We start from the raw sequence: 16,438 nt of genomic DNA, 5'->3' as shown, positions 1-16,438 counted from the left end.
CTCGTCGGTCAACACCACAGCGGCCACCGGCCGACCCGTCCGAGCCATCGGACAAATCTACACTTACTCAACGAATTTCAGGCGCAGGACACTAGTGCTGCGTCACGATTACCGGGTCAACGTTCCGAGATGCAGCACTAGACTGGCATTGATCGTTCCATGCCCGGCGCCGGCCGGGGTAGGGACGGTGTCCGGTGACGAGGGAGGTGGCCGGTGCCCGCAGGCGCGGACCGGGAACGACGGCGCGTCGGCATCGTGGACGTGGCCGCGGCGGCGGGCGTGTCGCGGCAGACGGTGTCCAACGTCGTCAACGGGCGGGACGAGTACTACTCCGCGGCGACCTACGAGAAGGTCACGAGCGCCATGCGGGCGCTGGGCTACCGGCCCAACCGCGCCGCGCAGACGCTGCGCTCCCGCCGCACGGCGCAACTCGGCTACCACATCTTCGGCGAGCAGCTGGACCAGGCGCAGGGGTTCACCCTGCACTTCCTCCAGTCGCTGGTGAAGGCCGCCGCCGAGGTCGACCACCAGGTCCTGGTGTTCACCCACCGCCCGGACGACCCGCTGGGCGTGTTCAAGGACCTCGTCGCGCGGCAGTCCGTGGACGCGATCGTGCTGTCGGAGTCGACCGTCGACGACGAGCGGGCCCGCTTCCTGGCCGACAGCGGCACCCCGTTCGCCTGCTTCGGCCGCCTCGCCCCGGACCTGCCGCAGCACTGGGTGGACGTCGACAACACCGCCGGCATGGGCGCGGTCGTGGACGCTCTGGTCGCCGACGGCCACCTGCGGTTCGCCTACCTGGCCGCCGACGGCGACCAGTACTGGAAGCTCGAACGGCTCGACGGTGCGGTCCGCCGCCTCGCCCACCACGGCGTCCGCCTGCCCAGGACCGCCGTCTTCCGCGGCTCCGGCCAGGGCGTGCGCCGCCGTGCGCGCCAACTGCTCACCGGCAAGAACCCGCCGACCGCCATCATGACCGGCAGCGACGCCGTGGCGGCCGTCGTGGTCAACGTCGCCCACTCGCTCGGCCTGGAGGTGGGCTCCGACGTGGCCGTCACCGGCTTCGACGGCGGCGCGGTCGGACTGGTCACCGAACCCACCCTGACCAGCGCGCGCATCCCCGTCGACCGGGTCTGCCGCGAGCTGGTCGCCCGCTGCCTGCGGCAGGTCGAGCACGGCGGCGACGACGGACCCGGGCTCCTGCTGGCCACCGAACTGGTGCGCGGCGGCAGCGCCTGACGCCGTCGGCCGGCACTGGGCACGCCTCCGCCCAGGCCGACTGTAACGTTCAATGTCGCAACATCAACGAAGGCACTATTCGCCAGGCCGTCGACGCCATGGTGAACTCGGGCATGCGCGCGGCCCGCAGCGGCGGGCGCGAGGCCCAGGACGCCCGATGTCCGCGATCCTGCGCAACCCGCGACTGCCGGCGGTCAACCAGAACAGCCTCGGCGCGGGCGGCCGGCGGGTGCGCGACGACGGCAACACCGAGGTCTTCGCCAAGCCGTTGAGCGACGGTTCGGTGACCGTGGGCCTGTTCAACCGGGGTGGCGGCACCGCGACGATCTCCGCCACGGCCGCCCAGCTCGGCCTATCCGGCAGTTCGTTGTGGGCGGGCGGTGAGATCCGGGTGTTCGACTCCATGTGCCTGGACGTCGACAGCCAGGGCACCGCCAACGGCACCCGGCTGATCCTCTGGACCTGCAACAGCCAGGCGAACCAGCGGTGGACCCGCGCGTGACCGCCCTGCCCCGACAGGCTCCGCGGCCGGCCGGGGCGATCACCGGCGCCAGGAGCCCCACGGCCGGGAGTTCGCCGGTCGATCCGGTTCGACCGGGCGTCCGCGAGCCGGTTCCTCCGCCTTGTCCTTTTTGGTCCGTCCTATCCGACCGGAACCGCCGTCGACGGTTCACCGTGAGCGAAGCGATCATGCGTTCGCGCAGGTCGGGATGGCACACTCCCGGGTCATGTCCACACGCAGGGCCAGGGTGGTCCACGAGGGCGCCCGGGTGACGCCCCTCGAACTGTTCTTCGACCTGGTCTTCGTCTACGCGATCACCCAGGTCACGCAGTTCATGGCCGCCGACCCCACGACCCGCGGCGTGGTCCGGGGGATGCTGCTGCTCGGCATCCTGTGGTGGTGCTGGTGCTGCTACTCGTGGCTCGGCAACCGCGTGCACGCCGACGACGACGGCGCCCGGATCGTCCTGTTCGCGGCGATGGCGGTCATGCTGGTCGCGTCGGTGACGATCCCCGAGGCGTTCGTGGACATCCCGGGCAACCTGCCGGGTCCGCTCGTGTTCGCCGCCTGCTACCTGGTGGTCCGGGTGCTGCACCTGGTGTCGTACTGGCGCTTCGCCGCCGGTGACGCGAGCCTGCGCCGCCAGCTCGCCATCACCGCCGCGCCGATGCTGTCCGGCACGGTGATCCTGAGCTGCGCGTCGTTCACGTCGGGCCTGACCCAGACCGTGCTGTGGGGCCTCGCGCTGACCGTCGACTACGTCGGCGTGCTGCTGACCGGCGTCTCCGGCTGGCGCGTGCACTCGGCGGTGCACTTCGCCGAGCGGTACGGCCTGATCATCATCATCGCGCTGGGCGAGTCGATCGTGGCCGTCGGCGTCGGCGTGGCCGACCTGCCGGTGTCGTGGCCGATCATCTACGGCACCACCTGCGGCCTCGTCATCGCCGCGGCCCTGTGGTGGGCGTACTTCGACGTGGTCGCGCCGACGGCGGAGAAGATCCTGCACCACGCCTCGGGCGCGCAACGCGCCGCGCTGGCCCGCGACTCGTACAACTACCTGCACCTGCCGATGATCGCCGGCATCGTGCTGCTGGCCCTGGGACTGAAGAAGACGATGAACTACCTGGCCGGCGCCGACGGCCACACCGCGAACGAGCACCTGCACGGTGTGGGCCCGTACGCCCTGTTCGGCGGCGTGCTGCTCTACGTGCTGGGGCACCTGGGCTTCCGCCTGCGCAACATGGGCTCGGTCAACGGCGTCCGCGTCGTGATGGCCATAGCTCTCGTGGCGCTCACGCCGGTGGCCCTGCTCGTTCCCGCGTGGGCCGCGCTGGGCATCCTCACCCTGGCCTGCGTCATCTGGATCGGCGTGGAGGTGCGCGTCTACGGCCCGGCACGCCGGGAGATCAGGGACAGCATCCACGCCGCCCCCGCCTTGACGCCCTGAGCCGGGACTGCCGTCACGGGCGTTCCGGGACGGGGCGGAGGAGCATCTTGACCGAGGTCGTGCCCACCCTGTTGGTCAGCACGCCGATCTCGGTGAACCCGAAACGCCGGTACAGCGCGACCGCCGGGTTGTCGAGTCGGGCGTTCAGCGTGATCGCCGGGTAGCGGCCGGCGGCGTGACCGATCAGGGCTCGCAACATCCGTGATCCGATGCCCCGGCCCTCGTGCCCCGGTCGGGTGGCTATCGCGAGCTCCGGGACGTCGTCGGCGACGAAGCCGGGCGCCAGGCGTCCGTCGCCGACGGGGAGCCGGAGCCACGCCGCGCCCACCGGTTCGCCGGACCGCTCGCACACCACGCCGAGATCACCGTGGCGGCCCCAGTTCTCGACGTAGCGCGCGAGCTCGGGGTCGTTCTTCACGTCGTCGAGTGTGGTGCCGTCCTCGGCGTCCGAGCGGGAGGCGTGGAACAGCATCAGCCACAGGAAGGCTTCGTCCGCGGGGGTGACCTGCCGCACCGCATCCGGCTTCACGTCCCGTCCAGCCCTTGCTCGTGGCCGGTGATGGTCCGGACCTCCGCGATCAGGCGCGTGATCAACGCCTCGGGGGCGCGGTCGGTCCACACCAGCGCCAGGTCGAAGCCGGCCGCGTCGGTGATCGGGATCCAGCGCACGTTGGGCGCGGGCATGAGGGTTTCCAGCGGTCGCGGTGCGAGCCAGATGCCGCGGCCCCGGCTCACCTCCAGCAGGCAGTCCGCCACCAGGGGCACGACCGGGCCGAGGGGCGCGGGTGTGCCGTCGGGCCGGGGGTCCACCGACCAGAACCGCTCGGACTCCGGGGACGTGAGGACGTCCGGTCGCAGGACCGGTTCCCGGGCGACGTCACCCAGGCCGAGTTCCGCGCGGTCGGCCAAGGGGTGGCGGGCGGAGAGCACCGCGACGCGCTGGTCGCGGCGCACGACCGCGTGGTGCAGCCCGACGTCACCGAGCGGCAGCCACATGAACGCCGCGTCCGCGTGCCCGTCCACGAGCAGTTCGTGCTCGCGCCTGGGGGTGTCCGCGCCCATCAACCGCACCCGCAGGCCCGGAACGGCCCGCTCAAGGACCTCTGCCACGTCCACGGCGAACAGGGAGGTCGCGGCGGGGCAGCAGACCAGGCGGAGGGTGCCAGCCTGGGCGTCGGCCGCGGCACGGACGCGTTCGGCGAGGCGGGCGACGTCCTCGACCACGGTCGCGCCACCGGCGGCCAGCTCCTCCCCCGCCGCGGTGAGCAGGACACCGCGCGAGGTGCGCACGAGCAGCACCACGCCCAGCGCGCGTTCCAGCTGCCGCACGTGCGTCGACACCGCTTGCTGCGTCAGGTGGAGCACTACGCCGGCGCCGGTGATGGACCGCTCGCTCGCCACCGCCAGGAACGAGCGCAGGTGCCGGAGGTCGATGTCGCTCACGACGACCACCCTAACCCCACGCCTTTCCGCTGTGGCCGGCACAACGCATCGTTGTTTCCGCGCCGGGACCGTCGCGTCCAGACTCTCCCTGGCTTCACACCCGAGGCAGAACAGGAGATCCGAGTGGACACGAGTGACCGCGCCGTCGAGGCGGGTCCGCACCACCTCGTGGAGCGCCATGCCGTCGTGGAGGTCTGCACGCGCATGGCGTGGCACGCCGACCAGCACGAGTGGGAGGAGTTGCGGGCGCTGTTCGCCGACGAAGTGCGGCTGGACTGGACGAGCCTGAACGGCGGCGAGCCGGCCGTGCTGTCGCCGGCGCAGGTCGTCGACTCCTGGTCGCGGGTGTTGGGCGGGTTCGACGCCACCCAGCACATGATCGCCAACCACCTGGTGACGCTCCAGGGCGACACCGCCGTGTGCACCGCTTCGTTCCAGGCCACGCACCGCTTGGCGGACCTGGACGGGCCACTGTGGACGGTCGGCGGCACGTACCGGTTCGACCTGGTCCGCGCCGACCGCACGTGGAAGATCCGCGGTGTGGCCATGACGGTGCAGTGGGCCGACGGCAACGAGGCGCTGCCGGCGAAGGCGGTCGGGTGACCACCGCCACCCGTCGACCATCCGGAGAGGACCTTCGGTGACGACCCGGCACCAGGTCACCTCGCAGCCGAGTGCTTCCAGCTCTCACGACCATTCCGAAGGCATCAGATGACTCAGCGATTGCGGCGCCTCCTCGCGGCCGCATGCGCGGTCGCGACGGTGACCGGCTGTTCGGACCACGGCACGCCCGCGCCGCCGGACCCGCGGCCGGGACGGTTCGCCTCGCCCGACCCCGGTTCGGTCAACACCTACTGGATCCCCGCGCCGGACGGCTTGGTCGTCGTGGACACCCTGCGCACACCGGGTGACGCCGAGCAGGCCATCGCGGAGATCAGGAAGACCGGCAGGCCGGTCGTCGGCGTCCTGCTCACCCACTCCCACCCCGACCACGTGGGTGGCGCGGGCGCGTTCCACGAGGCGTTCCCGCAGGCCCCGATCCACGCCTCCCGCACGACCGACCAGGCCATGCGGGAGGACAGGCGCGGCTTCTACCCTCTGGCGCACTCGGCGAACGCGAACTTCCCGGCCGAACTCACCTACGCGGACCGGGTCTTCGAGGACGGCGCGGTGGTGGAGGTCGGCGGCCTGCGCTTCGAGACCGCCACGTTCACCGAGGGCGAGTCGGACACGGCGACCGCGTACTACCGCGCGGACACCGGCGACCTCTACTCCGGCGACCTGGCGACGGGCAACGTGACGCCCGCGTTGATCGAGGGCAACAGCTGCGGGTGGCTGAAGGTGCTCGACGAGCTGGACGGCCGCTTCCCCGCGGTGCGGACCCTGTACCCGGGGCACGGGCAACCGGGCCAGGCCCGCGAGCTGATCGACGGGCAGCGCCGCTACCTCCGCCGGTTCCGCGACCTCGTCCGGCTCGCCATCGCGCCCGGCTCCCCCGAGGGCGGCACCGTGACCGCCGCCGAGGAGACCTCGATCGTCGCCGAGCTGGACCGGGCCTACCCCGACCACCCGCCGGTGGCCGACCTGCCGGCGCTGACGCCGGCGAACATCAAGGCCGTGGCGCAGGAGCTGTCGGCCGAGGGGCCTGCCGACTGCGCCCAAGCGGAAGAGCTGCTACCTCCGGTGCGCGCCTACGTCGACGCGGTCAACGCCGGGGACCCGGACGCGGTGGCCAGGGCGTTCACCGAGGACGCCGAGCTCGTCGACGTCGGCCGGCGGTTCACCGGCCGCGCCGCGATCCGGACGTGGGCCGAGGACGAGGTGGTCGGCGGGCAGCTGACCGTCACCGAGGTGGCCGAGAACCGGCCCGGCCACCAGCGCCTGCTGGTCCGCTTCGCCCCGCGCGGGACCGGGGGCTTCGACGCCCACTACGCCTTCACCGTGACCGGGTCGTCCATCAGCAGGGCGGAACTCACCTACGCCCGTTGACCGCGTTCCGGTTCCGGCACGGGATCGCCGAATTGAAAAAGGGGAACGACGGCCGATGTTCACATAGCCGAACGGATTCATGTACGTGATTAGTCGAAGTCCTGCCCGTCGTTGTCCACATTCGTGAACGGGCCGTCACTCATTGACACCGCGAAAATCGGTCACTAGCTTGAGGCAAGCGCTTACCCGTCAGCCGATCATTCGAATCACCGGAGGCAATGATGCCCCCGCTCGCATCCCGGGCCCACCCCGCCCCCTGCCCGCCGCGGTAGGGCGACGCCGGGTCGGTGACGTCGAACGCGCCTTCCCCTCGCACCCCGGCACGACAGCCGTCCTCCGCCGACGACGGCTGTCCTGCCGTGCCGTTCAGCTGTCCGAAGACACAGGAGATGAGATGACACGATCAGTCGCATGGCGGGTTTCCGCGGTCATGGCCGCGTTGGCCGTCGCGACGTCGGCCGGTGTGGTGCTGGCGACGTCGCCGGCGTCGGCGGCGGCCGGCACCGCCACCGGGTACGCGTCGGTGAACGGCGGGACCACCGGTGGTCAGGGCGGCAAGACGGTCCGGGCCACCACGGGCACCCAGATCCACCAGGCCCTGTGCACGCGGGCGAGCAGCAGCACGCCGATCATCATCGAGGTCGAGGGCACCATCAACCACGGCAACACGGCCAAGGTCTCCGGCGACAGCTGCGAGACGGCCGCCGGCGTGATCGAGCTGAAGCGGATCAGCAACGTCACCATCATCGGCGTCGGCGGCGGTGCGGTGTTCGACCAGTTGGGCATCCACATCCGGGAGTCGCGCAACATCATCATCCGGAACGTGACCATCCGGAACGTCAAGAAGTCCGGCTCCCCCACGTCCAACGGGGGTGACGCCATCGGCATGGAGAGCAACGTCCGCAACGTCTGGGTCGACCACACCACCCTGCTCGCGTCCGGCGGCGAGTCGGAGGGCTACGACGGCCTGTTCGACATGAAGAACAACACCCAGTACGTGACGCTGTCCTACAGCATCCTGCGCAACTCGGGTCGAGGTGGGCTGGTCGGGTCGAGCGAGAGCGACCTCTCGAACGGGTTCATCACCTACCACCACAACCTGTACGAGAACATCGACTCCCGCGCTCCCCTGCTGCGCGGCGGCATCGGCCACATGTACAACAACTACTACGTGAGCCTGAACGAGTCCGGCATCAACTCGCGTGCCGGCGCCAAGGCCAGGGTGGACAACAACTACTTCAAGAACTCCAAGGACGTCCTCGGCACCTTCTACACCGACGAGGCCGGCTACTGGCAGGTCAGCGGCAACACGTTCGACAACGTCACCTGGTCGGCCCGCAGCAGCGAGCACAACCCGGCCGGTCCGGACGTGAAGTCCACCACCACGGTCAGCGTCCCGTACGGCTTCCCGCTCGACCAGACCGGTTGCGTGCCGAGCATCGTGACGCGGACCGCGGGTGCGAACACGGGGATGCAGGAGTCGAACGGCTCCTGCTAGCCACGAGGCCGCCGCACCAGTGGGGGGCGGGCCGGAGGCGACGCCCGCAGTCGCCTCCGGCCCGCCCTCACCGCTGGGCGCGGGTTCGCTCCAGCCACTCCAGGATCACCCGGTTCGTCTCGTCCGGCTCCTCCTGCTGGATCCAGTGACCGCAGTCCAGGCCGACCACCTCGACGTCGGGCACGAAGTCCGCCAGCCGTTCGGACCTGGGGATCGAGTCGCGGTCGCCGTAGACCATGAGCGCGGGTCTGCGGATGACCGGGTCCACGTCGGCCAGGAGATGCCAGTTGCGGTCGAGGTTGCGGTACCAGTTGATGCTGCTGGTGAAACCCGTCGACTCGAAGGCGGAGACGAAGACGGCCAGTTCGGAGTCGCTCATGACGGGTTCGCCCGCGGGGGTCTCCGCCCTCGCGAGATCGATCATCACCATGCCCGGCTGAGGCGGTTTCGGCGGCTCGCCCTTCCGGAACACGTTGCGCAGGAACCGCGCCGTGTGGCCGTCGAGCACGGCGTCCGCGACGCCCGGCTGCCGGTTGAAGTGGACGAAGTAGAAGTCGGCGCCGAACACGGCCTCCATGAACTCGATCCAAGGCACCTCACCGCGCTCCTGGTAGGGCAGGCTCAGCGCCACGACACCGTTCACCCGTTCCGGGTGCAGCAGGGTCAGTCCCCAGACGACGAACGCGCCCCAGTCGTGGCCGACGAAGGTGGCGTTGTCGTAGCCGTAGTGGTCGAGGAGCGCGACGAGGTCACCCGACAGGTGCTCGATGTCGTAGTCCGTCACCTCGGTCGGACGGGATGAGCAGCCGTAGCCCCGCTGATTCGGGACGATGACGTGGTAACCCGCCGCGACCAGGGCCGGCACCTGGTGGCGCCAGGAGAAGGCGTGCTCCGGCCAGCCGTGGCAGAGCACGATGGGGTTCCCCGCGTTCTCCCGGCCCGCTTCGAAGACCTCGAGCTCCACACCGTTGACGGGGACGAGGGTCGGTTCCGGGAAGTCGGTCGGATCGAACATCGCATTTCCTCTCTGTCGTTCGGGCGTCGACGCCGACGCGGCCGACGGCCGCTGCGGCGAGGTCGCCATCGTGCCGACCGAAACCGGTCACCCCGTGACCGGTTTGCTGTGGGAGTGTTGCCGGTGTGCGAGCCGACCGGCTGATGGCCGTCCTCCTGCTGCTGCAACAGCGCGAGCAGCTGACGGCTGCGGACGTCGCCCGGGAGCTGGAGGTGTCCGAGCGCACCGCCCGCCGCGACCTGGACGCCCTGGCCGTGGCCGGGGTGCCCGTGTACTCCATCCAGGGCCGGGGCGGCGGCTGGCGCCTCGTGGGCGGCGCCCGCACCGACCTGTCCGGGTTGACCGCGGGTGAGGCCCGCGCCCTGTTCCTGGTCGCCGGCCCGGCCGCGGCCGCGACGCCGGCCGTGAGAGCGGCGCTGCGCAAGCTGGTGCGCGCCCTGCCGGAGCCGTTCCGGGTGCAGGCCGAGGCGGCGGCGTCGTCGTTGGTCATGGACCCGCAGCGGTGGGGGACGAGCCGGGTCGAGCACCGGCCACCGCCCCACCACCTCGACGAGCTCCAGGACGCGGTGATCCGCGGCGTCCAGGTGCGGCTCGGCTACGTCGACGGCGGCGGCGCCGCGACCGAGCGGACCGTCCACCCGCTGGGCATCGTCGCCAAGGGTCCGTGGTGGTACCTAGTCGGCGACACCGAGGCCGGTCGGCGGACCTTCCGGGTCGACCGCGTGTCGTCCGTCGACCCGACCGGCGATCCCGCGCACCGGCCCGACGACTTCGACCTCGCCGCGAGCTGGCGCGAGATCTCGGACGAGGTCGACCGCAGGCGGACGCCCCTGGAGATCCAGGCGACCTGCGCACCCGAGGGGACGGCCCGGCTCCGGATGGTGCTCGGCGACCGGCTCCGGGTGGGAGGTGCCACGGCCGACGGCCGCATCGAGGTGGTGATCCGCAGCTACAACGAGTACGCGCTCGCCGGCGAGCTCGCCGGGCTGGTCGAATGGCTGGACGTCACCGGCCCCGCGGGCGTGCGAGACCACCTGGCCTCGATCGGCCGCGCGCTCGTCGAGCGGTACGGCCGAGACCGACCGTCGCCGTAGGGTCCGAAGGATGAGCGAGACCGACGCCGAACTGGCGATCCGGGCGGCCGAGGCCGGGGCACGGGTCGTGCGGGCGATGTACGGCCGCCCGCTGGAGCGGTTCGCCAAGTCCGGCGACGACTTCGCGACGGAGGCGGACATCGTCGCCGAACTGGCCACCACGGCCGTGCTCCGGGAGGCGCGCCCGGCGGACGCGGTCCTCGGCGAGGAGGGCGGCGAGGTCGGCGGTGCCACCTCCGGTCGCCGCTGGTTGGTCGATCCGCTGTGCGGAACGCGCAACTTCGCGGCGCGCACCCCGCTGGTCGCGGTCAACGTGGCGCTGCGAGCCGGCGACCGCACCACGGCGGCAGCCGCCGCGGACCCGCTGTCCGACGAGGTGTTCTGGACCGACGGCGAAGCCGCCTTCGTCCGCGCGAACGGCCGGGACGAGCCGGCGCGACCCGACCCGACCAGCCGGCTGGTCGACCTCAACCTCGACCCGCCGTTCCCCAACGCGGACCGGTTCCGGGCGGCCCGGCTGCTGACCGACGAGGGGTTCACGGCCGCGTTCCGGCCCAGGGTGCTGTCCACCACCCTGGCGCTGACCTGGGTCGCGGCCGGCCGCCGTGCCGCCTACGTCACCGACGGGCACCTGGCCGGCAGCGCGCACTTCAGCAGCGGCATCGCGCTGTGCCGGGCGGCGGGCTGCGTCGTGACCACCCTCGCCGGCGAACCCGTGCACACCGGCGTCCAAGGTCTCATCGCCGCGGCCGACGCCGCGACCCACGCGGAACTGCTCGACCTCGTGTCCCGGACCTGAGGCCGGCTCAGCGCGGTGGCCGGACGCTGGACCGCGGCACCAGGGTCGGGTCGGACGTGCGTCGGACGTCCTCGACCTCGTCGTGGTCGAACTGCGCCAGCAGCAGGTCCAGGGCGTCGCGGGCGACGGCGTCGAAGTCCGGGCGGACCGTGGTCAGCGGTGGGATGAAGTAGGCGGCTTCGGGCACGTCGTCGAAGCCGACCAGGCTCACGTCCTCCGGCACGCGCCGGCCGCGTTCGCTCATGGCCCGCAGGATGCCCAGCGCCAGGTGGTCGTTCGCCGCGAAGATCGCGGTCACCTCGGACATCCGGGCGAGCATCTGTCCCGCCCGGTACCCGGACGCGGCGCTCCAGTCCGCGGGCACGACCGGCGGCACCTCGGCGCCCGCCGCCTCCAGCACCGACCGCCAGCCCTTGATCCGGCCCGCGCTGTCGAACCAGTCCGGCGGTCCCGAGACGTGCCACACCGTGCGGTGGCCCGCCTCCAGCAGGTGACGCGTCGCCGCCACCGCGCCCGCCTCCTGGTCGACGGTCACCAGCGGGGTGGAGCGCTCCGGGTCGCCGTCGACCATCACCAGCGGCAGGCCCGGGGGCACGGTGTCGACCGCGTCGTGCGCCGACGCCGTCGGCGCGATGACCACGATGCCCGCCACCCACTGGTCGCGGTGCCGCTCCAGGGCCTTGGTGATCGACTCGCGGTCCAGCACGTTCACCCGGTGCGTGGTCACCACGAACCCGGCCGCCTGCGCCACCTGCTCGAACGCCGCGAGCAACGACGCGGGCCCGCACAGGGTCGTGTTCTGGGCCACCACCCCGATCAGCTGGGAGCGGCCCGTCACGAGGGCGCGGGCGACGCGGTTCGGGCGGTAGCCCAGTTCGTCGATCGCCGCGCGCACGCGCAGGCGCGTCTGCTCCTGGACGTACGGGTGCCCGTTGAGGACCCGGGACACGGTCTGGTGCGACACCCCGGCCAGCCGGGCGACGTCAGCCATCGCGGGCACACCGGATGTCTTCCCCACTACCTGTCCAATCTGCGCGGCGCCCGCACTGGACCGGTCGGCCGGCCACGAAGTCGATGGTTGACACACGGCGCGGGCGACACCTGCGGCAATCGACGCGCCGCACCGGGGCCGATCGACTCTGACCAGCAAGTCAATGTAGCCACGCCCTATTTGGACAGTCAACGCGAACACGCGCTAAATGTTCGGGCGCTAATTTTAGCGCCACGCAAATGTTTCGCGCGGCGCGGCTCGCTTGTGGACGAACGCGCTGGTGGCGACGTGTCGCGAACCGCGGCGCACCCGGCCGTCCACGCCGACCCCGGCAGCGGCGGTCTTGACACTGAAATGCGTGATCGCCAACACTGATCGAGCGCGAATGTTAACGATCACATCTGCCTCTGACCTGCCTTTCCGCCGTCCGTGCGGAAGCCCTCTCCGCCGGATACCCCGGCCTGCCCGAGTCCGACCCACCCCTTGGGATCCCGGAGTCGTGCATGCCCTCTTCCCCCTCTCACCGCCACCCGGACGACGTCCGAGCCGATACCGAGGAGAACCACGTGCACCGACCACGCCCACAGCGGTCGAGACGGCGCAGAGCCGTCGTCCTCGCCGCCGTCGGAGCCCTGCTCGCGGGCGGCCTCGCGGTCCCACCGGCCGCGACGGCCTCCGGGCCGAACCTCATCACCAACCCCGGCTTCGAGGACGGCCTCGCCGGCTGGACCACCAACAACGGCAACGCCACCGACGGCGCGACCCTGGCGCCGACCGCCGACGCCCACTCGGGAACGGCCTCGGTGCTGGTGACCAACCGCAGGACCACCGGGTCCGGGCCCGCGCAGGACCTGGCGGGCAAGGTGCAGGCGGGCAAGACCTACACCGTCACCGCGTGGGTGAAGTACGAGAACGCGGCGAGCCCCGCGACCAAGCAGTTCTTCGTCACCATGCACTACGGCGGGTCGACCTACACCAACCTGGGCACCGGCACCGTGCCGCGCGGGCAGTGGGGGCTGCTCCAGGGCACGTTCACGATCCCGGCCGGGCAGGCCGTGACGACGCCGCGCGTCTTCGTCGAGACGCCGTGGACGGCGGACCCGGCCGCCGCGCCGGCCACCCACCTGATGGACTTCGCGGTGGACGACGTCACGCTGCGGGAGTTCACCCCGTCGACCACGATCGAGGTCCTGGGCAAGAACCCCGGCGAGGGCAACCCGCTGATCTCCCACAAGTTCGGCGCCGACGGCAACGCGTTCGTGCACGGCGGTCGGGTCTACCTCTACCTGACCAACGACACCCAGGTCTACAGCCCCGGGCCCGACGGCACCTCCCCCACCAACACCTACGGCGGCATCAACACGATCACCGTCATCTCGTCCGACGACCTGGTCAACTGGACCGACCACGGCGAGATCCCGGTCGCCGGGCCGAACGGCATCGCGAAGTACGCCTCGCAGTCGTGGGCGCCCGCGGTCGAGAGCCGGGTCGTGGACGGCGTCGAGCGGTTCTTCCTGTACTTCGCCAACAACGGCGCCGCGACCGGCGTCCTGGTCGGCGACTCGCCGCTGGGCCCGTGGCGCGACGAGCGCGGCAGCCTGCTGATCACCGGTCAGACCCCCGGCGCCTCGGACGGCCGCAACTGGCTGTTCGACCCGGGTGTGTTCGTCGACGACGACGGCCAGGGCTACCTGTACTTCGGCGGCGGCGGCAACGACGGCTCCAACTCCGCCGAGAACACCAACCACCCGAAGTCCACGCGCGTGATCAAGCTGGGCGACGACATGATCAGCACCGAGGGCGCCGCCGAGACCATCGACGCGCCGCTGGTGTTCGAGGCCGGCCACGTCTTCAAGCGCGGTGGCAAGTACTACTACTCGTACTCGTCGAACTTCGGCTTCGGCGGACCGATCGACCCGAACGGCCCGCCGACCGGCGCCATCGCGTACCTGATGGCCGACAGCCCGATGGGACCCTGGACGCCGGAGACGTACGCCGGGGTCATCTTCAAGAACCCCGGCGTCTACTTCGGCGCCGGCGGCAACAACCACCAGTCCGTGTTCGAGCTGGACGGCGAGCACTACTTCACCTACCACGCGCAGACGCTGAACCGCCGCATCACCGGCGGCGCGACGCAGGGCTTCCGCAGCCCGCACATCGCGAAGCTGGAGTTCAACGCCGACGGGACCGTGAAGGAGGTGCTCGGCACGTTCGACGGCGTCGAGCAGGTCCGCCACCTCGACCCGTACCGCGTGATCGAGGCGGAGACGATCGCCTGGCAGCAGGGCCTGGCGACCAAGCGCCTCAACGCGCCGAACGACGTGCCGCAGCTGGCCCTGCACGACGTCGACAACGGCGACTGGACGTCGCTGTCGTCGGCGGACTTCGGGACCGGCGCCGCCGGGGTCTCGGCGCGCGTCAAGCCGCTCGTCGCCGGCGGGTCCGTCCAGGTCCGCCTGGACGACCGCACCGCGCCCGTCGTGGCGACCATCCCGGTCGACGGGCCGGTCGGCGAGTGGACCGAGGTCTCCGCCGACCTCGACGGCGTCTCGGGCGCGCACGACGTGTACTTCACGTTCGTCGGGCCCGAGGGTCGCGACCTGGTGGAGGTGGACAGCTGGCGGTTCGCCAAGCCGTCCCTGGAGGTCGAGGGTTCGGCCGACACCCGGTGCGCCGGCCCGAACGCCAAGCTGACCGTGCGGGTGACCAACGGCGAGGCCGTGCCGGTCGACGTCGTGGTCCGGACGCCGTTCGGCTCGAAGTCGTTCGACGGCGTGGAGCCCGGCAAGACCCGGTTCCACCCGTTCACGACCCGGCAGTCGACCCTGGCCGCGGGTGCGGCGGAGGTGACGGCGACGGCGCTGGTCGACGGGCAGGAGGTGTCGACCACCCTCTCGGTGCCGTACGAGGCGCGCACCTGTCGTTGACGGTGAGGCGGCCCGGGACTCCTCCCGGGCCGCCTCGCCCCGTCACGCGGTCGTGCAGGCCATGCCGTTGAGGCTGAACGACGTGGCCTTGGCGGTGTTGCCGCTGTGGGTGGCCTGGAAGCCGATGCCGATCGAGGCGTTCGGCGGGATCGAGGCGTTGTACGCCACGTTCCTGGCCGTGACCTGGCCGGAGGTCGGCGAGTAGGTCGCGCTCCAGCCGGCGGTGATGGTCTGGCCGGCGGGCAGGGTGAAGGCCAGGGACCAGCCGTTGACGGCGGTGGTGCCGGTGTTGGTGATCGTGATGCTCTCGGTCAGGCCGGTGTTCCAGGCGTTCACGGTGCTCGTGACGCGGCACGTGCCGGGCGGCTGCGTGGTGGTCGTCGTCGTGGTGGTCGTCGTGGTCGTCGTCGAAGTGGTGGTGGACGTGGAGGTCGACGTGGTGGTCGAGGTCGGGTCGACGGACCGGTCCAGGCCGAAGAACGCGATCGCCTGGGCGGCCATGCCGCTGGACGGCAGGCTGTGGCCCGCGCCCTGGATGCTGTACGCCTCGACCTTGTCGGAGTAGCGGCGGCGGTTCCAGTTGGTCTGCGGTGTGTCGGTGGACGTGGGCGTCTGGCTCAGGCCGAACACGTTGGTCCACTGCTCGATCGACTCCTGCAACAGCGCGTACGGCACGAGGGTGTCGTTGGTGCCGTGCCAGAGCTGCACGCGCGGCCGGACGCCGGTGTAGCCGGGGTAGGCTTGGCGCACCGCGTCACCCCACTCCTGCGGGGTGCGGTTGGCGCCCCCGCCGCCGGTGCACTTGCTGCTGCCGGGCGGGTAGTCGGCGGCGTTGGCGAAGCAGTTGTAGGGCACGCCCATGAACGCCGCGCCGGCCTTGAACACGTCCGGGTAGAGCGCCAGCATGTGGTTGGTCATCATGCCGCCGGACGACGAGCCGGTGGCGAAGACCCGGTTCGGGTCGCCGCTGTAGCGCTGCTGGACGTAGTTCACCATCGACACGATCGACACCGGGTCACTGCCGCCGCCACGGCGCTTGGCCGCGTCGGACCAGGTGTCGAAGCACTTGCCGAACCCGGCTTCCTGCTGCGCGCTCGGGTAGATCACGACGAAACCGTGCCGGTCGGCCAGCGAGGCGAACTCACTGCCCGAGTAGAAGCCGGGGCCCGAACCGCCGCAGCCGTGCATGGCCACGACGATGCCGGGGTTGGTCGGGCGGGAATCCGGCACGTAGACGTGCATCCGCATCCCGCCCGGGTTGGCGCCGAAGTTCGTGACCTCGGTCAACGACGCGGCGGAGGCGGGCGCGGGCGCGACGGCGACGAGGCCGGCCACGACCAGTGACGTCGCCGCGGCCAGTAACAGACTCGGTGTGACCTTCATGCGCTTGGCTCCTTCGGTTCGCGCACGGTCGAACAAGGGCGGCCGCGGGTGCGGCTCGCGTGGCGGCGGAGGTGCACGGGTGGACGCGCCCGGCCGACCGGGCCCGCCCAT

The 16,438-nt window shown here is 71.4% G+C and carries 14 protein-coding genes; 9 read left to right on the top strand and 5 right to left on the bottom strand.

Annotated elements, in window-relative coordinates; all coding sequences use genetic code 11:
- Positions 1 to 213: 213 nt before the first annotated feature.
- From ACIQMJ_RS40130 to ACIQMJ_RS40120, 3 genes are all read left to right on the top strand, one after another.
- Entirely contained in the window at positions 214 to 1,239 is a 1,026-nt protein-coding gene (locus ACIQMJ_RS40130) for a LacI family DNA-binding transcriptional regulator (RefSeq protein WP_499766257.1), read from the top strand.
- 157 nt (positions 1,240 to 1,396) lie between these two features.
- Positions 1,397 to 1,741, top strand: coding sequence for a ricin-type beta-trefoil lectin domain protein (locus tag ACIQMJ_RS40125; protein ID WP_499766256.1), 345 nt, complete (start codon positions 1,397 to 1,399; stop codon positions 1,739 to 1,741).
- Positions 1,742 to 1,967: 226 nt separating this feature from the next.
- Positions 1,968 to 3,188, top strand: a complete 1,221-nt coding sequence (locus tag ACIQMJ_RS40120) for a low temperature requirement protein A (RefSeq protein ID WP_499766255.1) — start codon at positions 1,968 to 1,970, stop codon at positions 3,186 to 3,188.
- 13 nt (positions 3,189 to 3,201) lie between these two features.
- Here ACIQMJ_RS40120 and ACIQMJ_RS40115 read toward each other — a convergent pair whose 3' ends face one another.
- Entirely contained in the window at positions 3,202 to 3,717 is a 516-nt protein-coding gene (locus tag ACIQMJ_RS40115; RefSeq protein ID WP_499766254.1) for a GNAT family N-acetyltransferase, read from the bottom strand.
- Positions 3,714 to 4,631 carry a LysR family transcriptional regulator gene (locus ACIQMJ_RS40110; protein ID WP_499766253.1) on the bottom strand — a complete coding sequence of 306 codons (918 nt, stop codon included), beginning with the start codon at positions 4,629 to 4,631 and terminating at the stop codon, positions 3,714 to 3,716. The genes ACIQMJ_RS40115 and ACIQMJ_RS40110 overlap by 4 nt, the downstream gene beginning before the upstream one ends.
- A gap of 123 nt (positions 4,632 to 4,754) precedes the next feature.
- On the opposite strand from ACIQMJ_RS40110, the gene ACIQMJ_RS40105 reads away from it, so the two are divergent.
- The 3 genes from ACIQMJ_RS40105 (at position 4,755) to ACIQMJ_RS40095 (ending at position 8,118) form a co-directional block, all read left to right on the top strand.
- Positions 4,755 to 5,234: a nuclear transport factor 2 family protein gene (locus tag ACIQMJ_RS40105; protein WP_499766252.1), complete on the top strand. Its 480-nt coding sequence runs from the start codon at positions 4,755 to 4,757 to the stop codon at positions 5,232 to 5,234.
- 159 nt (positions 5,235 to 5,393) lie between these two features.
- Positions 5,394 to 6,620, top strand: coding sequence for an MBL fold metallo-hydrolase (locus ACIQMJ_RS40100; protein WP_499766251.1), 1,227 nt, complete (start codon positions 5,394 to 5,396; stop codon positions 6,618 to 6,620).
- 394 nt (positions 6,621 to 7,014) lie between these two features.
- Positions 7,015 to 8,118, top strand: coding sequence for a pectate lyase family protein (locus ACIQMJ_RS40095; protein WP_499766250.1), 1,104 nt, complete (start codon positions 7,015 to 7,017; stop codon positions 8,116 to 8,118).
- A gap of 67 nt (positions 8,119 to 8,185) precedes the next feature.
- Here the strand turns inward: ACIQMJ_RS40095 and ACIQMJ_RS40090 are convergent, their stop codons facing one another.
- Positions 8,186 to 9,133: an alpha/beta fold hydrolase gene (locus tag ACIQMJ_RS40090; protein WP_499766249.1), complete on the bottom strand. Its 948-nt coding sequence runs from the start codon at positions 9,131 to 9,133 to the stop codon at positions 8,186 to 8,188.
- A gap of 125 nt (positions 9,134 to 9,258) precedes the next feature.
- On the opposite strand from ACIQMJ_RS40090, the gene ACIQMJ_RS40085 reads away from it, so the two are divergent.
- Complete coding sequence (locus ACIQMJ_RS40085) at positions 9,259 to 10,227, top strand: helix-turn-helix transcriptional regulator (protein ID WP_499766248.1); 969 nt, start codon at positions 9,259 to 9,261, stop codon at positions 10,225 to 10,227.
- Between the two features lie 10 nt (positions 10,228 to 10,237).
- Positions 10,238 to 11,026 carry an inositol monophosphatase family protein gene (locus tag ACIQMJ_RS40080; protein ID WP_499766247.1) on the top strand — a complete coding sequence of 263 codons (789 nt, stop codon included), beginning with the start codon at positions 10,238 to 10,240 and terminating at the stop codon, positions 11,024 to 11,026.
- A 7-nt stretch (positions 11,027 to 11,033) separates the two neighbouring features.
- Here ACIQMJ_RS40080 and ACIQMJ_RS40075 read toward each other — a convergent pair whose 3' ends face one another.
- Positions 11,034 to 12,017 carry a LacI family DNA-binding transcriptional regulator gene (locus ACIQMJ_RS40075; RefSeq protein ID WP_499766246.1) on the bottom strand — a complete coding sequence of 328 codons (984 nt, stop codon included), beginning with the start codon at positions 12,015 to 12,017 and terminating at the stop codon, positions 11,034 to 11,036.
- A gap of 566 nt (positions 12,018 to 12,583) precedes the next feature.
- Between ACIQMJ_RS40075 and ACIQMJ_RS40070 the strand changes: the two genes are divergently transcribed.
- Positions 12,584 to 14,944: a family 43 glycosylhydrolase gene (locus ACIQMJ_RS40070; protein ID WP_499766245.1), complete on the top strand. Its 2,361-nt coding sequence runs from the start codon at positions 12,584 to 12,586 to the stop codon at positions 14,942 to 14,944.
- A gap of 42 nt (positions 14,945 to 14,986) precedes the next feature.
- Here the strand turns inward: ACIQMJ_RS40070 and ACIQMJ_RS40065 are convergent, their stop codons facing one another.
- Positions 14,987 to 16,327, bottom strand: a complete 1,341-nt coding sequence (locus tag ACIQMJ_RS40065; protein ID WP_499766244.1) for an extracellular catalytic domain type 1 short-chain-length polyhydroxyalkanoate depolymerase — start codon at positions 16,325 to 16,327, stop codon at positions 14,987 to 14,989.
- Positions 16,328 to 16,438 lie beyond the last annotated feature (111 nt).

This window comes from Actinosynnema sp. NPDC091369 (genome assembly GCF_044757065.1).
GTDB lineage: Bacteria > Actinomycetota > Actinomycetes > Mycobacteriales > Pseudonocardiaceae > Actinosynnema.
This window is presented reverse-complemented; position numbering and strand designations above follow the sequence as displayed.